This is a genomic window from Pseudomonas sp. PS02290 (assembly GCF_029960075.1).
GTDB lineage: Bacteria > Pseudomonadota > Gammaproteobacteria > Pseudomonadales > Pseudomonadaceae > Aquipseudomonas.
In genome coordinates, this window is record NZ_JASCOY010000086.1 from 1 (window position 1) to 19,090 (window position 19,090).

At 57.5% G+C, this 19,090-nt stretch carries 18 protein-coding genes; 12 read left to right on the plus strand and 6 right to left on the minus strand.

Going from position 1 to position 19,090, the window contains the following annotated elements; all coding sequences use genetic code 11:
- Positions 1-131: 131 nt before the first annotated feature.
- Positions 132-2,381, minus strand: coding sequence for a TonB-dependent receptor (locus QMX88_RS23960; RefSeq protein ID WP_282372719.1), 2,250 nt, complete (start codon positions 2,379-2,381; stop codon positions 132-134).
- Positions 2,382-2,576: 195 nt separating this feature from the next.
- On the opposite strand from QMX88_RS23960, the gene QMX88_RS23965 reads away from it, so the two are divergent.
- From QMX88_RS23965 to QMX88_RS23990, 6 genes are all read left to right on the plus strand, one after another.
- Positions 2,577-3,257 (plus strand): Fe2+-dependent dioxygenase, encoded by a 681-nt coding sequence (locus tag QMX88_RS23965; RefSeq protein WP_282372720.1) that lies wholly within the window; start codon positions 2,577-2,579, stop codon positions 3,255-3,257.
- Between the two features lie 3 nt (positions 3,258-3,260).
- The gene (locus QMX88_RS23970) at positions 3,261-4,055 is read left to right on the plus strand and encodes a tetratricopeptide repeat protein (RefSeq protein ID WP_282372721.1); all 795 of its coding nucleotides are present in this window, start codon (positions 3,261-3,263) and stop codon (positions 4,053-4,055) included.
- Between the two features lie 259 nt (positions 4,056-4,314).
- On the plus strand, positions 4,315-5,502 hold the full coding sequence (locus QMX88_RS23975) for an alpha-xenorhabdolysin family binary toxin subunit A (protein WP_282372723.1): 1,188 nt from the start codon (positions 4,315-4,317) through the stop codon (positions 5,500-5,502).
- A 2-nt stretch (positions 5,503-5,504) separates the two neighbouring features.
- Positions 5,505-6,503, plus strand: coding sequence for an alpha-xenorhabdolysin family binary toxin subunit B (locus QMX88_RS23980; protein WP_282372724.1), 999 nt, complete (start codon positions 5,505-5,507; stop codon positions 6,501-6,503).
- Positions 6,504-6,633: 130 nt separating this feature from the next.
- The gene (locus tag QMX88_RS23985) at positions 6,634-7,782 is read left to right on the plus strand and encodes an alpha-xenorhabdolysin family binary toxin subunit A (protein ID WP_282372725.1); all 1,149 of its coding nucleotides are present in this window, start codon (positions 6,634-6,636) and stop codon (positions 7,780-7,782) included.
- 92 nt (positions 7,783-7,874) lie between these two features.
- Positions 7,875-8,651, plus strand: coding sequence for a hypothetical protein (locus QMX88_RS23990; protein ID WP_282372726.1), 777 nt, complete (start codon positions 7,875-7,877; stop codon positions 8,649-8,651).
- 52 nt (positions 8,652-8,703) lie between these two features.
- Here the strand turns inward: QMX88_RS23990 and QMX88_RS23995 are convergent, their stop codons facing one another.
- On the minus strand, positions 8,704-9,867 hold the full coding sequence (locus tag QMX88_RS23995; RefSeq protein WP_192170666.1) for a type III PLP-dependent enzyme: 1,164 nt from the start codon (positions 9,865-9,867) through the stop codon (positions 8,704-8,706).
- A gap of 535 nt (positions 9,868-10,402) precedes the next feature.
- On the opposite strand from QMX88_RS23995, the gene QMX88_RS24000 reads away from it, so the two are divergent.
- The 5 genes from QMX88_RS24000 to QMX88_RS24020 are packed head-to-tail and all read left to right on the plus strand — an operon-like array spanning position 10,403 to position 13,455.
- Positions 10,403-10,594 (plus strand): hypothetical protein, encoded by a 192-nt coding sequence (locus QMX88_RS24000; RefSeq protein WP_282372728.1) that lies wholly within the window; start codon positions 10,403-10,405, stop codon positions 10,592-10,594.
- A 14-nt stretch (positions 10,595-10,608) separates the two neighbouring features.
- Positions 10,609-10,857, plus strand: coding sequence for a hypothetical protein (locus QMX88_RS24005; protein WP_244655822.1), 249 nt, complete (start codon positions 10,609-10,611; stop codon positions 10,855-10,857).
- 3 nt (positions 10,858-10,860) lie between these two features.
- A complete protein-coding gene (locus tag QMX88_RS24010; protein WP_282372730.1) occupies positions 10,861-12,192 on the plus strand; it encodes an N-acetylmuramoyl-L-alanine amidase in 1,332 nt (443 codons plus the stop codon).
- Entirely contained in the window at positions 12,189-12,530 is a 342-nt protein-coding gene (locus tag QMX88_RS24015; RefSeq protein ID WP_192170664.1) for a hypothetical protein, read from the plus strand. The genes QMX88_RS24010 and QMX88_RS24015 overlap by 4 nt, the downstream gene beginning before the upstream one ends.
- Positions 12,531-12,537: 7 nt before the next feature.
- A complete protein-coding gene (locus QMX88_RS24020) occupies positions 12,538-13,455 on the plus strand; it encodes a hypothetical protein (RefSeq protein WP_282372731.1) in 918 nt (305 codons plus the stop codon).
- A 60-nt stretch (positions 13,456-13,515) separates the two neighbouring features.
- Here QMX88_RS24020 and QMX88_RS24025 read toward each other — a convergent pair whose 3' ends face one another.
- Genes QMX88_RS24025 through QMX88_RS24040 form a run of 4 tightly spaced genes read right to left on the minus strand, consistent with a single transcriptional unit; the run spans position 13,516 to position 17,057 of the window.
- Entirely contained in the window at positions 13,516-14,685 is a 1,170-nt protein-coding gene (locus QMX88_RS24025; RefSeq protein ID WP_282372735.1) for an osmoprotectant ABC transporter ATP-binding protein OsmV, read from the minus strand.
- Between the two features lie 11 nt (positions 14,686-14,696).
- Positions 14,697-15,350: an ABC transporter permease gene (locus QMX88_RS24030; protein ID WP_282372732.1), complete on the minus strand. Its 654-nt coding sequence runs from the start codon at positions 15,348-15,350 to the stop codon at positions 14,697-14,699.
- Positions 15,347-16,315: a glycine betaine ABC transporter substrate-binding protein gene (locus tag QMX88_RS24035; protein ID WP_282372733.1), complete on the minus strand. Its 969-nt coding sequence runs from the start codon at positions 16,313-16,315 to the stop codon at positions 15,347-15,349. Before QMX88_RS24035 ends, QMX88_RS24030 begins: the two co-directional genes overlap by 4 nt.
- A 28-nt stretch (positions 16,316-16,343) precedes the next feature.
- Complete coding sequence (locus tag QMX88_RS24040) at positions 16,344-17,057, minus strand: ABC transporter permease (RefSeq protein ID WP_074886589.1); 714 nt, start codon at positions 17,055-17,057, stop codon at positions 16,344-16,346.
- Positions 17,058-17,391: 334 nt separating this feature from the next.
- On the opposite strand from QMX88_RS24040, the gene QMX88_RS24045 reads away from it, so the two are divergent.
- Entirely contained in the window at positions 17,392-18,975 is a 1,584-nt protein-coding gene (locus QMX88_RS24045; RefSeq protein WP_282372734.1) for a peptide chain release factor 3, read from the plus strand.
- The last annotated feature ends 115 nt before the right edge of the window (positions 18,976-19,090 follow it).

Consider the following 19,090-nt stretch of genomic DNA (forward strand, 5'->3'; position numbering starts at 1 on the left):
CGAAGAGGCCGGCACAGTCGCTGAAATCTTCAGCGACTGAACTCAGGTCTTCGCGAGCAAGCTCGCTCCCACGAGGCAGTGGACTGACTCGATATTTCGGATCGTTCGCCGGACTTGTGGGAGTGACCGGATCAGAAGTGGAAGCTGGCACTCATCAGCGCGGTACGCCCGGCAGCCATGTGGGCGTAGTGGGTGGTGAAGACCTGATCGTAGTAACGCTTGTCGGTCAGGTTCTGCACGTTCAGTTGCAGGTCGACGTTCTTTGTCAGCGCGTACGTGGCCATGGCGTCGTAGCGCCAGTAGGACGGCACTTCCACCGAGTTGGCTTCGTTGCCGAAACGGGAATCGACGAACGTCGCGCCGCCGCCCACGGTCAGCTTCGGCATCAGTTCGTAGGTCGACCAGAAATTGAAGCTGTTGCGCGGCGTGCTCGGCATGTGATTACCCTCATCCGCCTTGCTGGTCGCACTGACGATCTCACTCTCCATGTAGGTGTAGCCGCCGTAGACTTTCCATTTGCCGGTGATGTTGCCGCTGTAGGTCAGCTCCAGACCATCGACACGCTGCTCGCCGTCCAGCACCTGGAACGTCGCATTGTCAGGATCGGTCACCCGCGCGTTGGTCTTCTCGGTGCGGAACAGCGCGGCGGTCAGCGACAGGTTGTCGTCGAAGAAGTCCCACTTGGTGCCCAGCTCGTAGTTGCGGTTCTTTTCCGGATCGAGGTTGGCGTTGTTCGCCGCGATTTCCAGACCACCGTTGCCGCTGGTCTCACCCGACGGGTTGCTGGACGTCGACCATGCCGCGTAGATGCTGCCGTTCGGCAGTGGCTTGTAGGTCACGCCGACCTGATAATTCCACAGCTGGCTGGTGTTTTCACGCTTGAAGCTGCCCGCCACCGAGCCCCGGCCACCGGTGCTGTAACCGCTGGAACGCACGTCGTAATCGTCGTAACGCAGGCCGAGGTTCAACGACCACTGCTCGTTGAATTTCAGCGTGTCGAACACATACGCGGCACTGGTTTTGGTGTCGGTATCGGTGTACGCCTGGCTGTCGGTGATGGTGCCGTTCCAGTCGTCTTTCGGCGACGGGTTGGACAGGCTGGTGCAGTCGCCGGACGCCAAGAGCGCTGCGTTACACGTCGAGCCGATGGTCCCGCCACTGGCACTGAGCACGTTGTAGCCGCGGTTGTGGGTGTCCTGATACGAAAACTCGAGGCCGGTCACCAGGCTGTGCTGAATGAAACCGGTGTCGAATTTCGCTTGCAGGTCAGTCTGGTTGACGAAGCCGCTGGAGGTGGAATTGCGGCTCTTCGCGGAGCGCGAGACGAGGCCCCTGGCGACGTTGCCGCGGCTGTCGTCCGGGTTAGTGACGATGTAGTCCAGCGTCGAGCGCGACATGCGGAAGCTGTTGGAGATCGTCAGGTTGTCGTTGAGGTCGTGTTCGAGGCGGATCGTGCCGCTGTCGTTGACGCTCTTGCGGTAATCGCGGTCGGTCAGGCCGTAGAAGTTGTTTTCGTTGACGTGGGCCGGCTTGTCGACCACGTACTTGCTGCGGCCGGTGGTGTTGGTCAGCGGGATGCCGTAGTCGGGCATGTCGTCGGTGGACAGGTGGTAATAGTCGACCTTGACCCGCGTGTCGGTGCCCAGACCGAACGCGAACGAAGGCGCAACGCCCCAACGGCTGTTGTCGACATCGTTGCGGCCGGCGACGTTGGAATCATGCTTCATCAGGTTCAGGCGGAAGGCCGAGGTGTCGGTCATCTGCTTGTTGACGTCCAGGGTGTAGCGCTGGGTCTGGTCCGAACCGAAGGTGTAGCCGCCGTTGAAGGCATCGCCCAGATGAGCGCCCTTGGTGACGAGGTTCAGGCTGCCACCCGTGGAGCCTGCACCCGTGAACGCCGAGCCCGGGCCTTTGCTGACCTCGACTGATTCGACGTTGAAAATCTCCCGGCTCTGGGCCGCTACGTCGCGCATGCCGTCGACGAATACGTCGCTCTCTGCGTTGAAGCCGCGAATGATCGGACGATCCGCATTCGGGTTGCCGCCCTCGCCCGCACCAAAAGTAATGCCGGGGGTGGTGCGCAATGCGTCAGCCAGGCTCGTCGCTGCGGTATCGCGGATGACTTGCTGCGGAATCACCGTGACGCTCTTCGGCGTTTCGCGCAGGGGTGCGGTGTACTTTTTCGAGGCCGATTCTTCGGTCTTGTAAGCCGTGTCGGCCCGCTCGCCGTCGATATTGGTGGCCCCGAGATTCAGAGCATCCGATGCAGGTTCCGCAGCCTGCGCCATATGGGCGGCTGACATCGCCGCAAGGGCGACGCCCACGGCGCTGACAATGGAACGCTGCGAATAGGCGGTAACCGGTTGTGCTTGGCGCGACATTTTCCTTCCCCAAGGAAACAATAAGGCGGCGGAATATAGTTGAGACTGCTTCGCATTCGCAGAAAACTTACATTCTTTACACTTTCCCATTACTCAATTTTCACATCTGCCCATTCACACGCGCGGGAGGCGTTTTACACGACCAATAAGAATCACTATCATCCGCCGCTTCATTCTTCTCGCAGGTCGCGATTCATGCTCCTACATATCCCCGGTCTGTTTTCACCCGAGGAGGTGCGTCGCATCCGACAGGCGCTGGAGGAAACCCAATGGGCGGACGGCAAGATCACCGCCGGGCACCAGTCGGCGAAAGCCAAGCACAACCTGCAGTTGCCGGAGGGCCATCCACTTGCCGTGGAGATTGGCGCGGCGATGCTTGAGCGCCTGTGGCAGAATCCGCTGTTCATGTCCGCCGCCCTGCCCCACAAGGTCTTCCCGCCATTGGTGAATTGCTACACCGGCGGCGGCAGTTTCGATTTCCACATCGACAACGCCGTGCGTCAGGCCAAGGGCAGCACCGAGCGTGTGCGCACGGATTTGTCATCGACGCTGTTCTTCAGCGATCCCGATGATTACGACGGCGGCGAGCTGGTGATTCAGGACACCTTCGGCACCCGTCAGGTCAAGCTGCCGGCGGGTGACCTGCTGCTTTATCCGGCCAGCAGTCTGCACAAAGTCAATGCTGTGACACGGGGCGCGCGGTACGCCTCGTTCTTCTGGACCCAGAGCCTGGTGCGGGACGATGGCCACCGCACGCTGCTGTTCGAAATGGACGCGGCCATTCAGCAATTGAGCCGCGACGTGCCCGATCATCCTTCACTGCTGCAACTCACCGGCACCTATCACAACCTGCTGCGGCAGTGGGTCGAGGTCTGAGTCATGACCTGGAATCTGCGACGTGAAGAGGTGCTCGACGGCGACCAATTGCGCGCCATGCTTGAAGACAGTTCAGCCAGTGCCGCACGGGCGATTCTGATCGCGGCGCAGGCCAACATCGTCGACGCCCAAGCGCTGCTCGGGCAGATATTGCTCGACGGCACCGGCATAGAACGCGACCCGGCGCTGGCGCTGGTCTGGTTCCAGATTGCGGCCCGTCGCGGCCACGCGATGGCGCAGAACATGGCTGGCCGCTGCCACGAGCATGGGTGGGGCTGCGAACCGGACGCGGCAAAGGCTGCCGAGCATTATCGCCTCGCCGCCGAGGCCGGTCTGGACTGGGGCTTTTATAACTACGGCAACCTGCTCGCCACCGGGCGCGGGGTGAACAAAGATCAGGCCCGCGCGCTGGCCTGCTATCGCAAGGCGGCAGAGCTGGGCCACGCGAAGTCGATGAATCTGCTGGGGCGTTATCTGGAAGAGGGTCTGTGCTGCGAGCAGGATCTCGCTGCAGCCCATGAGTGGTATCAACGGTCGGCGCAGGCAGGTGATTTCCGTGGGCAGTTCAGTCATGCCGCAGTGCTGGCAGATCACGGACGCGTGGAGGAAGCCGTCGGCTGGCTGAAAACTGCCGTGCAGAATGGCAATCTCAACTTCCTGCGGGTCAGTCGCAAGACGCTGTTGCAAGCACCCCATCCTCAGGTTCGAGCGCTGGCTCTCGATTACCATAAGCGGGCGGCGGAGTTGGGAAATGAAGCAGACGCGGCGGAATATCGTGAACTACTGAAAGTTATATAACCGCCAATTGTAAGTTCATTTGCCAACCACAGTTTCACGAGCAGCCCTCAATCGTGTGTCACGCCCCCATTTCCGGGGACATGCCAACGTTGCGCATGGGCGGGAAGGAATCATCCTACAAACTCAGACTGCCTTCGCACTTTGACCGCCTCAAAAACACGACTTACTCTCCTTCTCGTGCAGACACCTTAACCATTCTGCATCTGAAGCGTTAATGAGCTTCAGAACATTTAATACGCATCATTAAAGGACTAATGATATGTCTCAACTTACGGAAAACCTCGTCACCGACGCAGCGAGTGATCCTGCAAGCCTTTTCGGTTCATCGGTCGCAACAAACGGGAGCGATACCCGGGACACCGGGCTGATACTGACCAAAGAGCAGCTCAAGCACCTCAAGAAATATGAAATCGCCGGCCTGGCCCTTCCGACCGAACTGGACAACGTCATCGCTTATCTGGGCTATGAAAACGGCGCCGGTCTCGGGCTGGAGCCCGTTGACTTCCAGCGCACCTTCAAGCTCGTCAATGGCCACGCCAGGCTGTGGAATCCGCTGCGCACCGACCTGCTGACCGTCAATACCAAACTCGTGGTATTCGCCGGCTCCATGCAAGTCTATGGCGCGAGCATGAGGGAAGTATTCGATGATATGGCGGTATTGGGCCTGATCGAAAAATACAACATCAAGACACTTGAAGATCTGCGAAAAGCCGAACTTAAGCTGGGCAAAAAATTTCCCGGCATTGAGGCTATGGATCGTCTTGATTTGGGTTTTTATCTGGATGAAATACTCAAGAAAGTAAAAGAGCAAGAGGCGGAGGCGCTTGCAATAAAACAGCGCCTGGACTCATTCGGCCGACAACTGGCCCAACAGGTTGGCCCCGCCATCAAGCTGAAATTGGCGAGCATCGACAACAACACCATGAGCAGCGAGATCCAGGCGCTTCAGGTGAAAATCGATAACCGCGCGCTGGCCATTGAAGAGAAGAACAAAGAATACAAAGAGATGGTCAAGCAGGCCATTGGTGCCGTCATGGGCAACCTGGTCATGATGATTTACTCCAGCGTCCAGGCCGAAAAAATCCGCAAGGAACGCAACAAGCTCACCGAAGAGCAAGAAAAAGATATCGCGCTGATGGCGAAGAAAAACCGGATCCTGGCGTCGCTGGGTCGTATACGGATGGACTTCCAGAACCTCGATCTGATTGTAATCGATGCCGACATCGCCACCCAAAACCTGATCAGTGTCTGGAACTCGTTAAGCACGTTCATCGCTGCTTCCGCCGCTGAAGTAGATGGTATCCACGACGGCCTGTCCATGCGCAGGTTCCGCAACCAATTCAATCTCGTGGTTAAACCGTGGGAAACCATTGAAGTGGACGCCCAAAAATTACAACACGTGTTCGCAGAAGCGGACCGCGAATTCAGAGAAGATTACGGAGTTTAAACATGAATAACATTTCTCAATTTCCAGGCAGCCTCGACTACCCGGAGCTGAACGTTCAAGCGTTCAAACAGGCGAAAGCCAATGCCAACGATGCAACCATTCAAATGAAAGCTCTGTTCATTCAGACACAGTATCTGCCGTCATTGCACAACCGAGTCTCTGAACTGGACAAAGCGATACGTGAGTCTGACTTCAGACTTCGGGACACCGTTCAATCACTGGGTACTGTTTTAGGGATTCAAGTAGGCGCCCTCAGAGAACTTCAAAGTGAGTTCCAGGGCGCCCCTGAGTCCGACAAAGAAGAAATCATTGAAGACATCGTCATTCGAATTCAGACCATCATGAACACCGTGGGCAATAAAGAGCTGATGCTCCACAATCTGATCACGGCCATGGCAACGCCGATTGATCGAGCTGCCACTGGGACGTACATCAAGCAGCTTGAAGCCGACCAGGCGCGCCTGCCGGCAGAAGTGCTGAAGATCAAAGAACGCCAGGACACGCTGGAAGCAAAGCGCAAAGCGCTGACTGACGCCATGGCACTGATCGAAGCCAAGGGCTTCACCGAGCTGGCCAAAGACACAGCGCTGACCGCTCAGGAGCTGGTCAAAATGGGCATGACACCCCCCCAGTTGATTGCCGTAGAGGCCGCCATCGGCTTGGCGCAACAGGTCCTGGAACGGGCCGAAAGCCTGATCAACTACCTGGGGATGGTTGAAGCCCGCAACACCCTGCGCAAACAGATTGATGACCTGATCAGCAGCACTTACGCGAAGACCAATGAGTTGCGCCTGGTCACATTAAAAAAAGAGCTGATCACGGCGTGCCATAACTTCGATGACCATCGAGCGCAGTACATCACCGAGTTCGAGAAATGTGTCGCGGCCAAACGGGCCTTCCTCGCGACTTACAACACCGTAAACGGTGGTGATCAGGACGCGGTCACTCAGTTCAGCGTTGACGCGCTGTCGCTGGCAAAACACTTGAAAGTCATGGCCTGATTTCATCCGCCAACGCGCAACAATGCAGGCCGGGAAGTACAAGGGATGTTCTTCCCGGCCCCATGCCGGAGCGCCTGGTTCACGTCAGGCCTCCCCTTCACACCATTCATCTCATTAAAGGATTAACGATATGAAATCATCCGGAGCCATGGATGACGCACCCGTTCGGGATGAGAAACTTGACTTGGCAGAGCGCCTGCCCTGCACGTTGATTTCCGCTGCAGCGGGTACGGTAGAAGAAGCCATTCGCGCGCCAGGCCTCTTCCTGACCAAATCACAACTGATTGACCTTATGCGTTATACAACCCACGGTCTCGCGCTTCCCATCGCACTCAAAGATGTTGTCTGGTATCTGGGCTACGAAACAGGCGCCGGCCTGAATCTTGAAGCCAGGGATTTTCAGGCGAGTTTCAATCGCATTCATCTTCACGCCGCGCAATGGAAACCACTTCGTACCGACCTGATGAACGTAGGCAGCGAGTTGTGGGTGTTCGCCGATCAGATGCAAGTTTACGGCAACGGTGTAAGAGAGCTTTATAACGAGATCAGGGCAAAGGCTGCAGAGACGCTCGAGCCGACCGATCACCAGGACTTTCTGCATTACATCGAGCAGGTCGCCGCGCTCGTTCTGCATCGACGTAGCACAACCGAAGCACTCAAGGGTCGGCTCGATGCCTTTTCGCGGGAGTTGTCGACACGGGTAATGCCCGACGTACAGCTCAAGTTAAAGAGCATCGACAATAATAATGTGCCGGCCGACATCAAAACGCTGAACGACGCCATCAACCGACGTGCCGCAGACATTGAAGAAAAACAGCGGGCATACAAAACGCTGATCAAAAAGTCGGTGGGTGCCAGTTTTGCCCTGATCGGCTTGGGTATTTACTACGGGGTTGAAGCAGGCAAAGTGCGTAGAAAGATCAATGCATTGCGCCTGGAACAAGAGAGCAGCATTCGTCTACTGGAGCAAAAAAACCGAATCCACGCCTCACTGCAGCGCGTTCGTCATGATCTGCATGATCTAAGCCTGATCATTCTGGATGCAGACATTGCCATCCAGAACATGGTTGTGGTGTGGAACGGTCTGCATATTTTCCTGATCCACTCGGCTCAAGAAGCGGGCAAAATTGATAACGCGCTGTCAATGCGCCGCCTCATGAACGCTTTTAATCTGGTGGCTGAACCCTGGACCCAGATAAAACGGGAAGCGGACACGTTGCTCAAAGTGTTCAAAGAGGCAGACCGCGAGTTCCGCAAGAATTATGGGCATCAGGCATGACGAATTCGAACGCTTCGACGTAGACAAGACCTACGCCACCGCGCAGTGGCAACACAACGAGTTTGCGCTGTAACGCCATGGAGGGCGGCATCATGACAACACATCTCATCGAATACGACGATGTCGGGTACTTGGGATACAACATCGGCTATCTGGAAAAACTTCCCCAACACATTGAAGCCTTCAAGATCAAACTCGGTTTGGTGCCTCAAGCCGAATACGGTAAATACAGGGAGCCTGCGATGGATCAAGCCGTCGCCATCGCGCGGCAGGGCAGTACGCTCTGGAGCAGCAGCGTGAAGCAGATTCGCTCGCTCCATCACGACACCAAAAAGACACTGGCTGAGCTGGTCGCACTGCTGGACAGCAACCCGTTCGACAGCCGAATCGCGCAGCTCACACAGGATCTGCTGCGCCACGATGCAGAGTTCAAGCGGCAACAGGCGGAATGCGACCGCATCATCGAATGCGCAAGGCAGACCATTCCCCGGTTCATCGATTTCATGAACGTCAGGACGTATGAATATGCGAAACGAAAAGGGCTGCTGGTTAAAGGAAAGTCCAGCAACGTACCGGAAACGCTGAGCAGCGCGGTGACGGACGAGAGCAGTGTGGATTCGGCAAGAGGCGCAATGCAATGGCATCGTCGCGCCTACAATACGACGATCCTCTCGGCAGGAAATATGGGAGCCTATTGCTCGCGATTGTCCGGCCTCTTGAACGCCACACTCCGTGAAGTCCAGGCGCTCAAGGCCAATCAACCCGCGCGGCGCATGACCGTGTCGTGTCAATCCGCGGCCATCTCAGCACGCGAGGCTCAGCGGCTGATCAACTACACCCTCGACAGTATTCTTCGATTCAGTATTTGAACCGCAAAAAAAAGGCACCCACCGGGTGCCGTTTTCTCGTTACTGCGCAGATTTACACGTAGTAAGACTTCAGCGGCGGGAAGCCGTTAAATTCCACAGCGCTGTAGCTGGTGGTGTACGCACCCGTGGACAGCCAGTACAGACGATCACCGATGGCCAGGTTCAGCGGCAAGCCGTACTTGTAGTTCTCGTACATGATGTCGGCGCTGTCGCAGGTCGGGCCGGCGATGACGACTTCTTCCACTTCGCCTTTCTTCTCGGTCCAGATCGGGAACTTGATGGCTTCGTCCATGGTTTCGATCAGGCCGGAGAACTTGCCCACGTCCGTGTACACCCAACGCTCGACGGCGGTGCGGGATTTACGCGACACCAGCACCACTTCGCTGACCAGAATACCGGCGTTGGCGATCAACGAACGGCCCGGCTCCAGAATGATTTCCGGCAGGTCATCACCGAAGTCTTCTTTCAGATAGCGGATGATTTCTTCAGCGTAGGTTTCCAGGCTGTTGGTGCGGGTGATGTAGTTGGCCGGGAAGCCGCCGCCCATGTTGATCAGCTTGAGCACGATGCCGTCTTCTTCTTTCAGACGCTCGAAGATCACTTTCACTTTGGCGATCGCGGCGTCCCAGACGCTGATGTCGCGCTGCTGCGAACCGACGTGGAACGAGATGCCGTAAGGCACTAGGCCCAGTTCACGGGCCAGAATCAGCAGGTCCATGGCCATGTCGGTCTGGCAACCGAACTTGCGTGACAGCGGCCAGTCAGCCGTGGTCGAGCCTTCGGTGAGGATGCGAACGTAGACTTTCGAGCCCGGCGCAGCCTTGGCGATGTTGCGCAGGTCGGCTTCGGAGTCGGTGGAGAACAGACGCACGCCCTTCTCGTAGAAGTAGCGAATGTCTTTGGATTTCTTGATGGTGTTGCCGTAGCTGATGCGATCCGGGCTGACGCCGCGGTCCATCACTTTGTCCAGCTCGTAGATCGAGGCGATGTCGAAGCTGGAGCCTTTTTCCTTCAGCAGGTCGATGATTTCGACCGCCGGGTTGGCTTTGACCGCGTAATACACTTTGGCGAATTCGAAGCCTGCACGCAGGTCGTCGTAGGCCTTGCTGATCATCGCGGTGTCGATGACCACGAACGGGGTTTCTTGCTTGTCGGCAAACGCCTTCATTTTATCGAAGGTGCTTTTCTCGAAATAATCTTCGACCTGGATCGACATGCGGGGACTCCTGTTGGCAAACGGTAAAAAACAATGGGTGTGAGCGCACGGCTCGTGAACGTCCTCCGTATCCCCACTTTGGTTCGCCTACTTCCCAAGGCTGCTCGGCCGAAAGCAAAAAGGCCATGGGAACGCGATGTCCCGTGGCCTTGCTGTCTCGTCGTCAGTACTTGAGCCGGATGGATCGTTTCCAGCATGGACGTTCGGCGCGAACTGTAGGACCTGAGGGGCCGGAGATCAACTAAAAATGTCGCGTTTCTGCCCGTTTTTGCCAGACGGGAATCCACGCGCGTTCAATCAACCCGTAGTAACCGACCGATGTGACAGGGTGATGTTCCCGGTGGGTGGCAAATGGGCGATCCGTTACGAAAGCCACCTGTCCGTCAGACATCGGCTACCTGATCACCCGAAATGCCCTACGCACCGGATCTCTCTCCCCCACGTATCCCATTGATCCTGATCACTAGGGTTGGCGTTCATTCACCTCGCACGAACGGTACGAGGAGGCGAATCAACCCGGCCAAGGATCAGCGTCATGCAAGAGAACGCCCTTTCCCCGCTGTACAACAACGACATCACCGCCGAGTACCTGCGTGATCAGAATCGACCGCACTTTTCAGACGAGGCGCTTGCCACGTTCAGTCCGGAAGCCTTGGCTCGGGTAAAAGAGAACGAAGCGTTCAAGCAGCGGAACGCAGCCAGACCCGCGATGGCGGTGTCATCGTGAAAGGCACACTGGGTATGAATTTCACGCTCGCTGACGGCCGTGAGGTCGCGGGCGCACGAGTCGGTGATTACGCCGTTTACCCCGATGGCACTGAGGCGCAGATCCTTACCGGTGCAGGAGAAGCGAACAGTCAAATTGCGCTGGTTGGCAGTCGCTTGAGCAACGGCGACGAGATCATCAATACGCCCCAGGGACACCTTCTGTTGCTGCAACGCCAGGATGTCGCGTGGCCGGACGATTTCCTTCCTGCTGCGGAGTGCTGATGCATGGGACTCTTCGGCATTCACAATCGCGAGCAAGGCCTCGACGGTGACGTCACCACCACCGGCGCAATCTGCCACGCCAGTCTTGTGCAGTCATCGCTGGAACAGGGCCGGATGGCATTGCGGCTCGGCGACAAGACCAGCCCTTGCGGCGTGTGTGGGCAGACCGGTGAAATCGTCGAAGGGGACAGTCGCTTCGTGTGGCTAGGCATCCCGACCGCCGTGCATGACGCGCTTGTGTTGTGCGCGTGTCCGCCGGGCACGAATCGATTGATTGCTTCGCGGTCAGGCCGCGCGGGAGCCGCTCGCGTTGCGCCTACTCCTGCGACGCCACGCCACGTGACGCCCACGTCGAGTACCCCGCCTTCTCTTTATCCACACACCACTCGGGCGTCGGGAAAAGTCTTCGTCCGTACCTTCGTCATCCGCGACAGCGAAACGGGACAGCCGCTGGTGAACCGGGCGTTTGTGGCGAGGGTGGACGGTCAGCAGAAGACCGGTATCACCGACAGCTATGGACTGGCCCGCGTTGAGGGTTCTTCAGCGGAGTCCGTCGTGTCTCTCCACGTCATGTTCCGCTCGCCAGTGCGAGAGTTGAGTGAGCTTGCGGGAATGACCACGCGCGAAGTGACGACCACAACGCGCGTGGAGACGTTGATCCATGGGGATGCGCCGAAGCCCATGGTGATCACCGTGAATGATCGGGCCGCGACGCGAGAGGCGATTATTCGGAAAGTGCGGGAGCTGGGGCACGGGTTTGTTGAACGTTCGGAGTGGCATGCGACTTCGCCTAAAAAGCCGTTGGACCGAGACTGGGATTACAGCATGGTTGCACTTCATCACGCGGGGAGAAGCTACGCATGCGTTATTGGGGCCGAACAGATGCGGTATGTACAAGATTCTCAAATGGCCGAAAAGTCTGATGACGTCGGTTACCATTTTGGAATCGACTGTTCCGGCGTCGTCTACGAAGGTAGGGACATACGCTTCAAGGGCGAACACCTCAAGCTTTATAACTCCAACGTGTTAGGCATCGTGCTTCTGGACAACCTAAGTAGTCCAGAAGAGGGCGGAGGGCTGACTGCGGTAGCACGTACGATTTTCAGTCACCTTGGAATTAACACCACGATGCAAGTGCCAAATATTCAGCAGGAGGCTGCTATCAATCTGATCAGGGCTTTAAACCGCGAGTTTCCTATAAAACACCTCGGCGGCCACAGAGAGTTCCCTCATCAGACGGAGGATCAGCATAAAATCTGCCCCGGAAATATTGGAATGAATTTTGTGAAAGTAGTGCGTGCCACTACCGGACTACACAGGCCACTACAAGAATGAAAAAGATTATTCTCTTGTTTACGGTGGTTCTTATCATCACAGCATGGACCGTCCTCAACATCGGCTACTACGACACGCACTGGGCGGAAGACAACATCACCGTATTTTTTATAAAAAAAGAACCCGCCCTACAAATCGAATTCGAGAATATGTTCGCGACCGACAGCGATTTTGATCCGGTGCATGAGCTGAGGGATGACGACCGCCAGGACTTGATCGATTACTGCCGATACCATTTAGGGTATATCACGCAAATAGAGGACGAATCAGACAGAGATGGATGCCACAAGGCATATATCGATTCATTCAAAAAACAGACTACAGCCACGACACATTGACTTGAATATGAAAAAACTTTACTCGCTAGGCCTGACCGCACTAATTATTTTTCTAACTGGCAATACCATGACAATGAATTACATCACTTACAAACAGAACGTGGACTTGGAACCCATCGTCCTTGCCGCCGTTGCATCGTTGGCATCAATCATCATAGCGTTACCACTATTCCTGTTTACCCCCACTCCGCCAACCACCACATTCTCTTCAAGACAACTGATCAAGAACTATTTTTGGATCACCCTGTTTACGTTCACCTGCTGGGCAAGTGGCTACACAGCTTTGCTAAACCTTAACCCAGCCGTGTTTGCCGGCATCGCCTTCTCGGTGAGCTCGATCATCATCGCTCTGACGAATATAAGAAAGTCAGGCAGATTGGGCCTATTTGGCTTTCTGCTTACACTGGGCACAGGATGGGTGCTGTGTACTTCTTACAGCTCAGTCATGCAAGGCAGTGGCATACATGATGATTACGAGCTGGAAACAGGTGTGACGTTTTCAGTAACGTGCGGCATTTCGCTTTATTTAATTACACTGTTAACCCAGCGACTTAACAATCTAGGCCAACCCTTCCACAACCTATATGCGCGCAGATCACTGTTCGCTTTCCTGGTCTGCGCAACGATTGGATTGCTGGATGGTGCCCTCGTGACCATCGTGTCTGAGGCGCCTCAGTTGACGGCCCTCACCGTGATCTTCCTGGTCCTGATGCAATCAGCACTGGTGCTGTCCATAAGAACAATCGGCCGACATGTCGTAACGGTGGGTATTGCTGGAACAGCCGTTTACACGCTGATCGTTCAGGTAGCGGTTTTTCAACAGTCCGTTGACTCGCTCATGGTCATCACGATTGTTGGGAACGCTGTGGGCTTGATCCTCATGTCATTCACGCAGACCAATTACAACCCTGACTGTCGGCGATAACGACTCAGCGTCGTCACCGTCAACAGTAGCCCGGGCACAAAAGCACCCGGACCTTTCACATCAACTCAACGCAGCCTGCTCCACCAATTCCGCAGGCGAAACAATGCTGGTCTTCATCCCGCGCGACTGGCCGGAACTCAGGTAAGCCGCAATAGATTCCTGCGTCACCTCACCCAGGAACACATTTTCGGCATCCAGCACCGGCAGCCACGAGCGGTTGAACTCGTACATGCGCGACAGCAGGATGCGCAGGTGTTCGTCGTAAGCGGCGGTGCCGTTGAACGGGCGCAGGTATTGCTCGCACGTGCCGGCCTGACGGTGCAGGTCGCGGCGGCGGACGTAGCCCATCGCCTTGTTTTCGGCATCGGTGACGACCACGTAGCGGCGGTCGTTCTCGTCCATGATTTCCAGCGCATCGGCGACCGGGGTTTCCGGGCTCACGGACGGCGCGTTGTCCGCCGCGTCTTCGGCCTTGACCAGCAGCAGGCGCTTGAGCGTGCTGTCCTGGCCGACGAAGTTGCTGACGAAATCATCCGCCGGGTGCGCCAGCAGGGTGTCCGGGTGATCGATCTGCAGCAGCTTGCCGGCGCGGAAGATGGCGATCTTGTCGCCCAGCTTGATGGCTTCGTCGATGTCGTGGCTGACCATGATCACGGTCTTGTTCAGCGCGCGTTGCATCTCGAAAAACTCGTTCTGGATCATCTCGCGGTTGATCGGGTCGACCGCACCGAAGGGCTCGTCCATCAGCAGCAGCGGCGCGTCTGCGGCCAGCGCACGAATCACACCGATCCGCTGTTGCTGACCACCCGACAACTCGCGCGGATAGCGATGCAGGTACTGCTTGGGTTCCAGCTTGATCATGCTCATCAGTTCGCGAGCACGGTCGTGACATTTCTGTTTGTCCCAGCCCAGGAGCTTGGGCACGACCACGATGTTTTCCTCGATGGTCATGTTGGGGAACAGGCCGATCTGCTGAATCACGTAGCCGATGTTGCGGCGCAGGGTGACTTCGTCGAGACCGGTGGTGTCCTCGCCATTGATCAGCACTTTGCCGGAGGTCGGCATGATCAGCCGGTTAATCATTTTCAGTGTTGTACTTTTGCCGCAACCCGACGGACCGAGGAACACGCAGATCTCGCCTTCATTGACGGTCAGGCTCACTGAATCGACGGCCTTCACTTCCTTGCCGTTGCTCTGGAAAGTCTTGGTCAGGTTCTGCAGCTCAATCATTTGTTTGGCGATCATTTCAGGAGTCCTTTTGGAGTCAGCGAGCGTTGCAGCCATTGCAGAAGCAGGTCGGCGAAGATGGCCAGAATGCTGACCAGTACGGCGCCGACGATCAGCATCGACATATCGCTGCGGCTGATGGAAGCGAGGATGAGTACGCCCAGACCGCCCGCGCCGATGGTGGCGGCGATGGTCATGACACCGATGTTCATGACCACGGCGGTGCGGACGCCGGCAAGGATCACCGGCACGGCGATCGGCAGTTCGACCATGCGCAGGCGCTGGCCGAAGGTCATGCCGATGCCCTTGGCGGCTTCACGAATGCCGGGCTCGACGCCGGTGAGCGCCAGGTAGGTATTGCGCATGATCGGCAGCAGCGAGTAGAGAAACACCGCCGTGATCGCCGGCATCGGGCCGAGGCCCTGACCGAACTTCGAATAGAACGGCAGCAGCAAGCCGAACAAGGCAATCGACGGAATGGTCAGCAGCACGGTGGCGCTGGCCTGCAACGGCCCGGCGAGGGTTGGGAAGCGCATCATCAACACGCCGAGCGGCACGCCGACGACAATCGCCAGCGTCACCGCGATGCCAACGAGGGTGATGTGCTGCAGGGTCAGGTGCATGACCTGATTCCAGTCCAGATGGGAGAAAGCGCTGAGGAAACTCATGGTTTCTCCTCCTGTTTTGCCGCCGACGCCGGCGGGACCGGCACGCTGTCGGCGGAAGGGTTGATCGGATGCTCGCGCAAGAATTCTGCCGCCACGACGGTAGGACTTTCGTGGTCGACGTCGATGCGCGCGTTCAGCGTACGCATGGTCTGGTTATCCAGCAGCGCAGCGAGCGGCTTGAGCAACTCGGCCAGTTCCGGGTGCTTGTCGAGGTACTCTTTGCGGATGACTGGTGCGGCGGTGTAGTCCGGGAAGTAGTGCTTGTCGTCCGCCAGCACCTTGAGTTTGAACGCGTTCAGACGGCCATCGGTGGTGTAGACGAGGCCCGCAAAAACCTGCCCGTTGCGCAGCGCGGTGTAGACCAGGCCGGCGTCCATCTGACGAGTGTTTTCACGCCCCAGGTTCATGCCGTAATGCTTGACCATGCCCACCAGACCGTCGGAACGGTTGGCGAACTCGGTGTCCAGCGCGACGATGTGGCCCTTGTCGGCCTCGGCCTTGAGCACCGTGGTCAGGTCAGACATGGTGTTGACCTGCGGATACTGCTGGGCAATTTTGTCCGGCAGAGCTAAGGCATAGGTGTTGTTGAACTTGGACGGCGACAGCCAGACCAGCCCCTTTTTCGCGTCCAGTTCCTTGACGCGCTGATAGGTCTGATCGCTGTCGAGCTTCTCGTCGACATGGTTGTAGGCCACCAGCGACACACCGGTGTATTCCCACAGCAGATCCAGCTGGCCGCTTTCCTGAGCACTGCGCGCCAGGTTACTGCCCAGGCCGCCGGTGATCTGGACGTCATAGCCCTTGTCGCGCAGGTATTGAGCCGTCAGTTCGGCCAGCATGGTCTGCTCGGTGAACACCCGCGCGCCGATCCGCAGAACCGGCGTTTCAGCGGCTGCATCCGCGGCATGGGCGAAACCGGACAGCAACAGCCCGAAGCCCATGATTAATGTGCATAACTTCTTCATAGCAATTCCTTTCTCAGCGGGGCTCGAGTTATCGAGCCAGGCCGCGTTCCAGCCAGAGACGGCTTGCCAGGGTCACGGCGCCATCGAGCAGCAGCGCCAGCAACGCGGTACACGCGGCGCCCAGCACCAGTTGCGGCTGATTGTTCAGGGCGATGCCGGGGAAAATCAGGCTGCCCAGGCTGTTCGCGCCGATGAGGAAGGCCAGTGGCGCGGTCCCGACGTTGATCGCCAGCGCCACACGCACACCGCCGATGATGATCGGTACAGCGTTGGGCAGCTCGACACGCCACAACACCTGACGCGGTGTCATGCCGATGCCGCGAGCGGCTTCTTTGAGGGATCCCTGAACATTTTTCAGGCCTTCGTAGGTGTTGCGCACGATGGGCAACAACGAAGCGAGGAACAAAGCGAAGATTGCCGGACCGCTGCCGATGCCCAGAATACCCAGAGCAATGGCCAGCACGGCGAGAGGAGGAACGGTGTTACCGATGTTGAAGATCTGCATGAAGCGTTCGGCGCGGCCAACCATGTTCGGTCGGCTAAGGACAATGCCGGTCGGGATGCCGACCACCAGTGCCGCGAGCATCGAAGCCAACACAAGCCAGACATGGGCTTGCAGATAAAACAGCAGATCGTCCTGATATTGCCTGATGGTACTGATGCCGATCCATTGGACCAGCAGGGCCAGGAGTGCGATGACAATCACACCTCCCAACAGCCCCTTGCCATAGCGATTTGCCACGGGCGGACTCCTTATTTCAGTCGGCGAACGTCTGGCGTGAAACCGGCCTTTTCAGGCAGCACGCGAACGTTCGCGAAGAGCAGCGGGTGGGTCGCCGGAAAGGTTGATACCTCGGCGAAAACACAAGCCATGAGCGCAGCTTCGTCAAGCTAACTTGCTGATTTTGCAACCCTTGGCGTCTTGCGATACCAGGGAATGGACGTCTCCGTAACCGCAAAGGTTCCCACGTGCGATGGTATCTGGCCACCCCTTATTGACTGAACGGTTCGGTTATTGCTTTGGTTTGGGCTATAATCGCCGCCCTTTTTTTGAATCACCTCTCGGGCGATTTCCCATGACCAGACAGGCCGCCGAAGTCGCGAAACGCCGCACTTTCGCCATCATTTCCCACCCCGATGCGGGTAAGACCACCATCACTGAAAAGCTCTTGCTGATGGGCAAGGCCATTTCCGTCGCCGGTACGGTGAAGTCGCGTAAATCCGACCGTCACGCCACCTCCGACTGGATGGAAATGGAGAAGCAGCGCGGCATTTCCATCACCACCTCGGTCATGCAGTTCCCGTATCGCGATCACATGATCAACCTGCTCGACACCCCGGGCCACGAAGACTTCTCCGAAGACACCTACCGCACGTTGACCGCCGTCGACTCGGCGCTGATGGTGCTCGATGGCGGTAAAGGGGTTGAGCCCCGCACCATCGCACTGATGGACGTCTGCCGCCTGCGCGACACGCCGATCGTGAGCTTCATCAACAAGCTGGACCGCGACATTCGTGACCCGATCGAGCTGCTCGACGAGATCGAAGCGGTCCTGAAGATCAAGGCCGCGCCGATCACCTGGCCGATCGGTTGCTACCGCGATTTCAAAGGCGTTTATCACCTCGCCGACGACTACATCATCGTCTACACCGCCGGTCACGGTCACGAGCGCACCGAGGTGAAAATCATCGAGAAGCTCGACTCGGACGAAGCGCGCGCCCACTTGGGTGATGAGTACGATCGCTTTGTCGATCAGCTGGAACTGGTGCAAGGCGCCTGTCATGAATTCAACCAGCAGGAATTCCTCGACGGCCAGTTGACCCCGGTGTTCTTCGGCACGGCGCTGGGCAACTTCGGTGTCGACCACGTTCTGGACGCCGTCGTGAATTGGGCACCGAAGCCACTGGCCCGGGTTGCCAACGAGCGCACGGTCGAGCCGGTCGAGGAAAAATTTGCCGGCTTCGTGTTCAAGATTCAAGCGAACATGGACCCGAAACACCGCGACCGCATCGCGTTCATGCGCATCTGCTCGGGCAAGTACGACAAGGGCATGAAGATGCGCCATGTGCGCACCGGCAAGGACGTGCGCATCGGTGACGCGCTGACGTTCTTCTCCAGCGAGCGTGAGCAGCTGGAAGAAGCCTACGCCGGCGACATCATCGGCCTGCACAACCACGGCACGATTCAGATCGGCGATACGTTCACTGAAGGCGAGGCGCTGGGCTTCACGGGCATTCCGCACTTCGCCCCGGAGCTGTTCCGCCGCGTGCGCCTGAAAGATCCGCTGAAATCCAAGCAGCTGCGTCAGGGTTTGCAGCAACTGGCCGAGGAAGGCGCCACTCAGGTGTTTTTCCCGCAGCGCAGCAACGACATCATCCTCGGCGCCGTCGGTGTGCTGCAGTTCGATGTGGTCGCCAGCCGCTTGAAGGAAGAATACAAAGTCGAGTGCGCCTACGAGCCGATCACCGTGTGGTCAGCCCGCTGGATCGATTGCAGCGACAAGAAGAAGCTCGAGGAATTCGAGAACAAGGCCGTGGAAAACCTGGCCGTGGACGGCGGCGGTCACCTGACCTACCTCGCGCCAACGCGGGTCAACCTGGCCTTGATGGAAGAGCGCTGGCCTGACGTGAAATTCCGCGCAACGCGGGAGCATCACTAAGGCTCACTCCTCCGAGTGATTGTTCCCACGCTTGTGGGAGCGAGCTTGCTCGCGAAAGCGGCATGACAGACAGTTTTAGTAGCCTGAACTGACGCATTCGCGAGCAAGCTCGCTC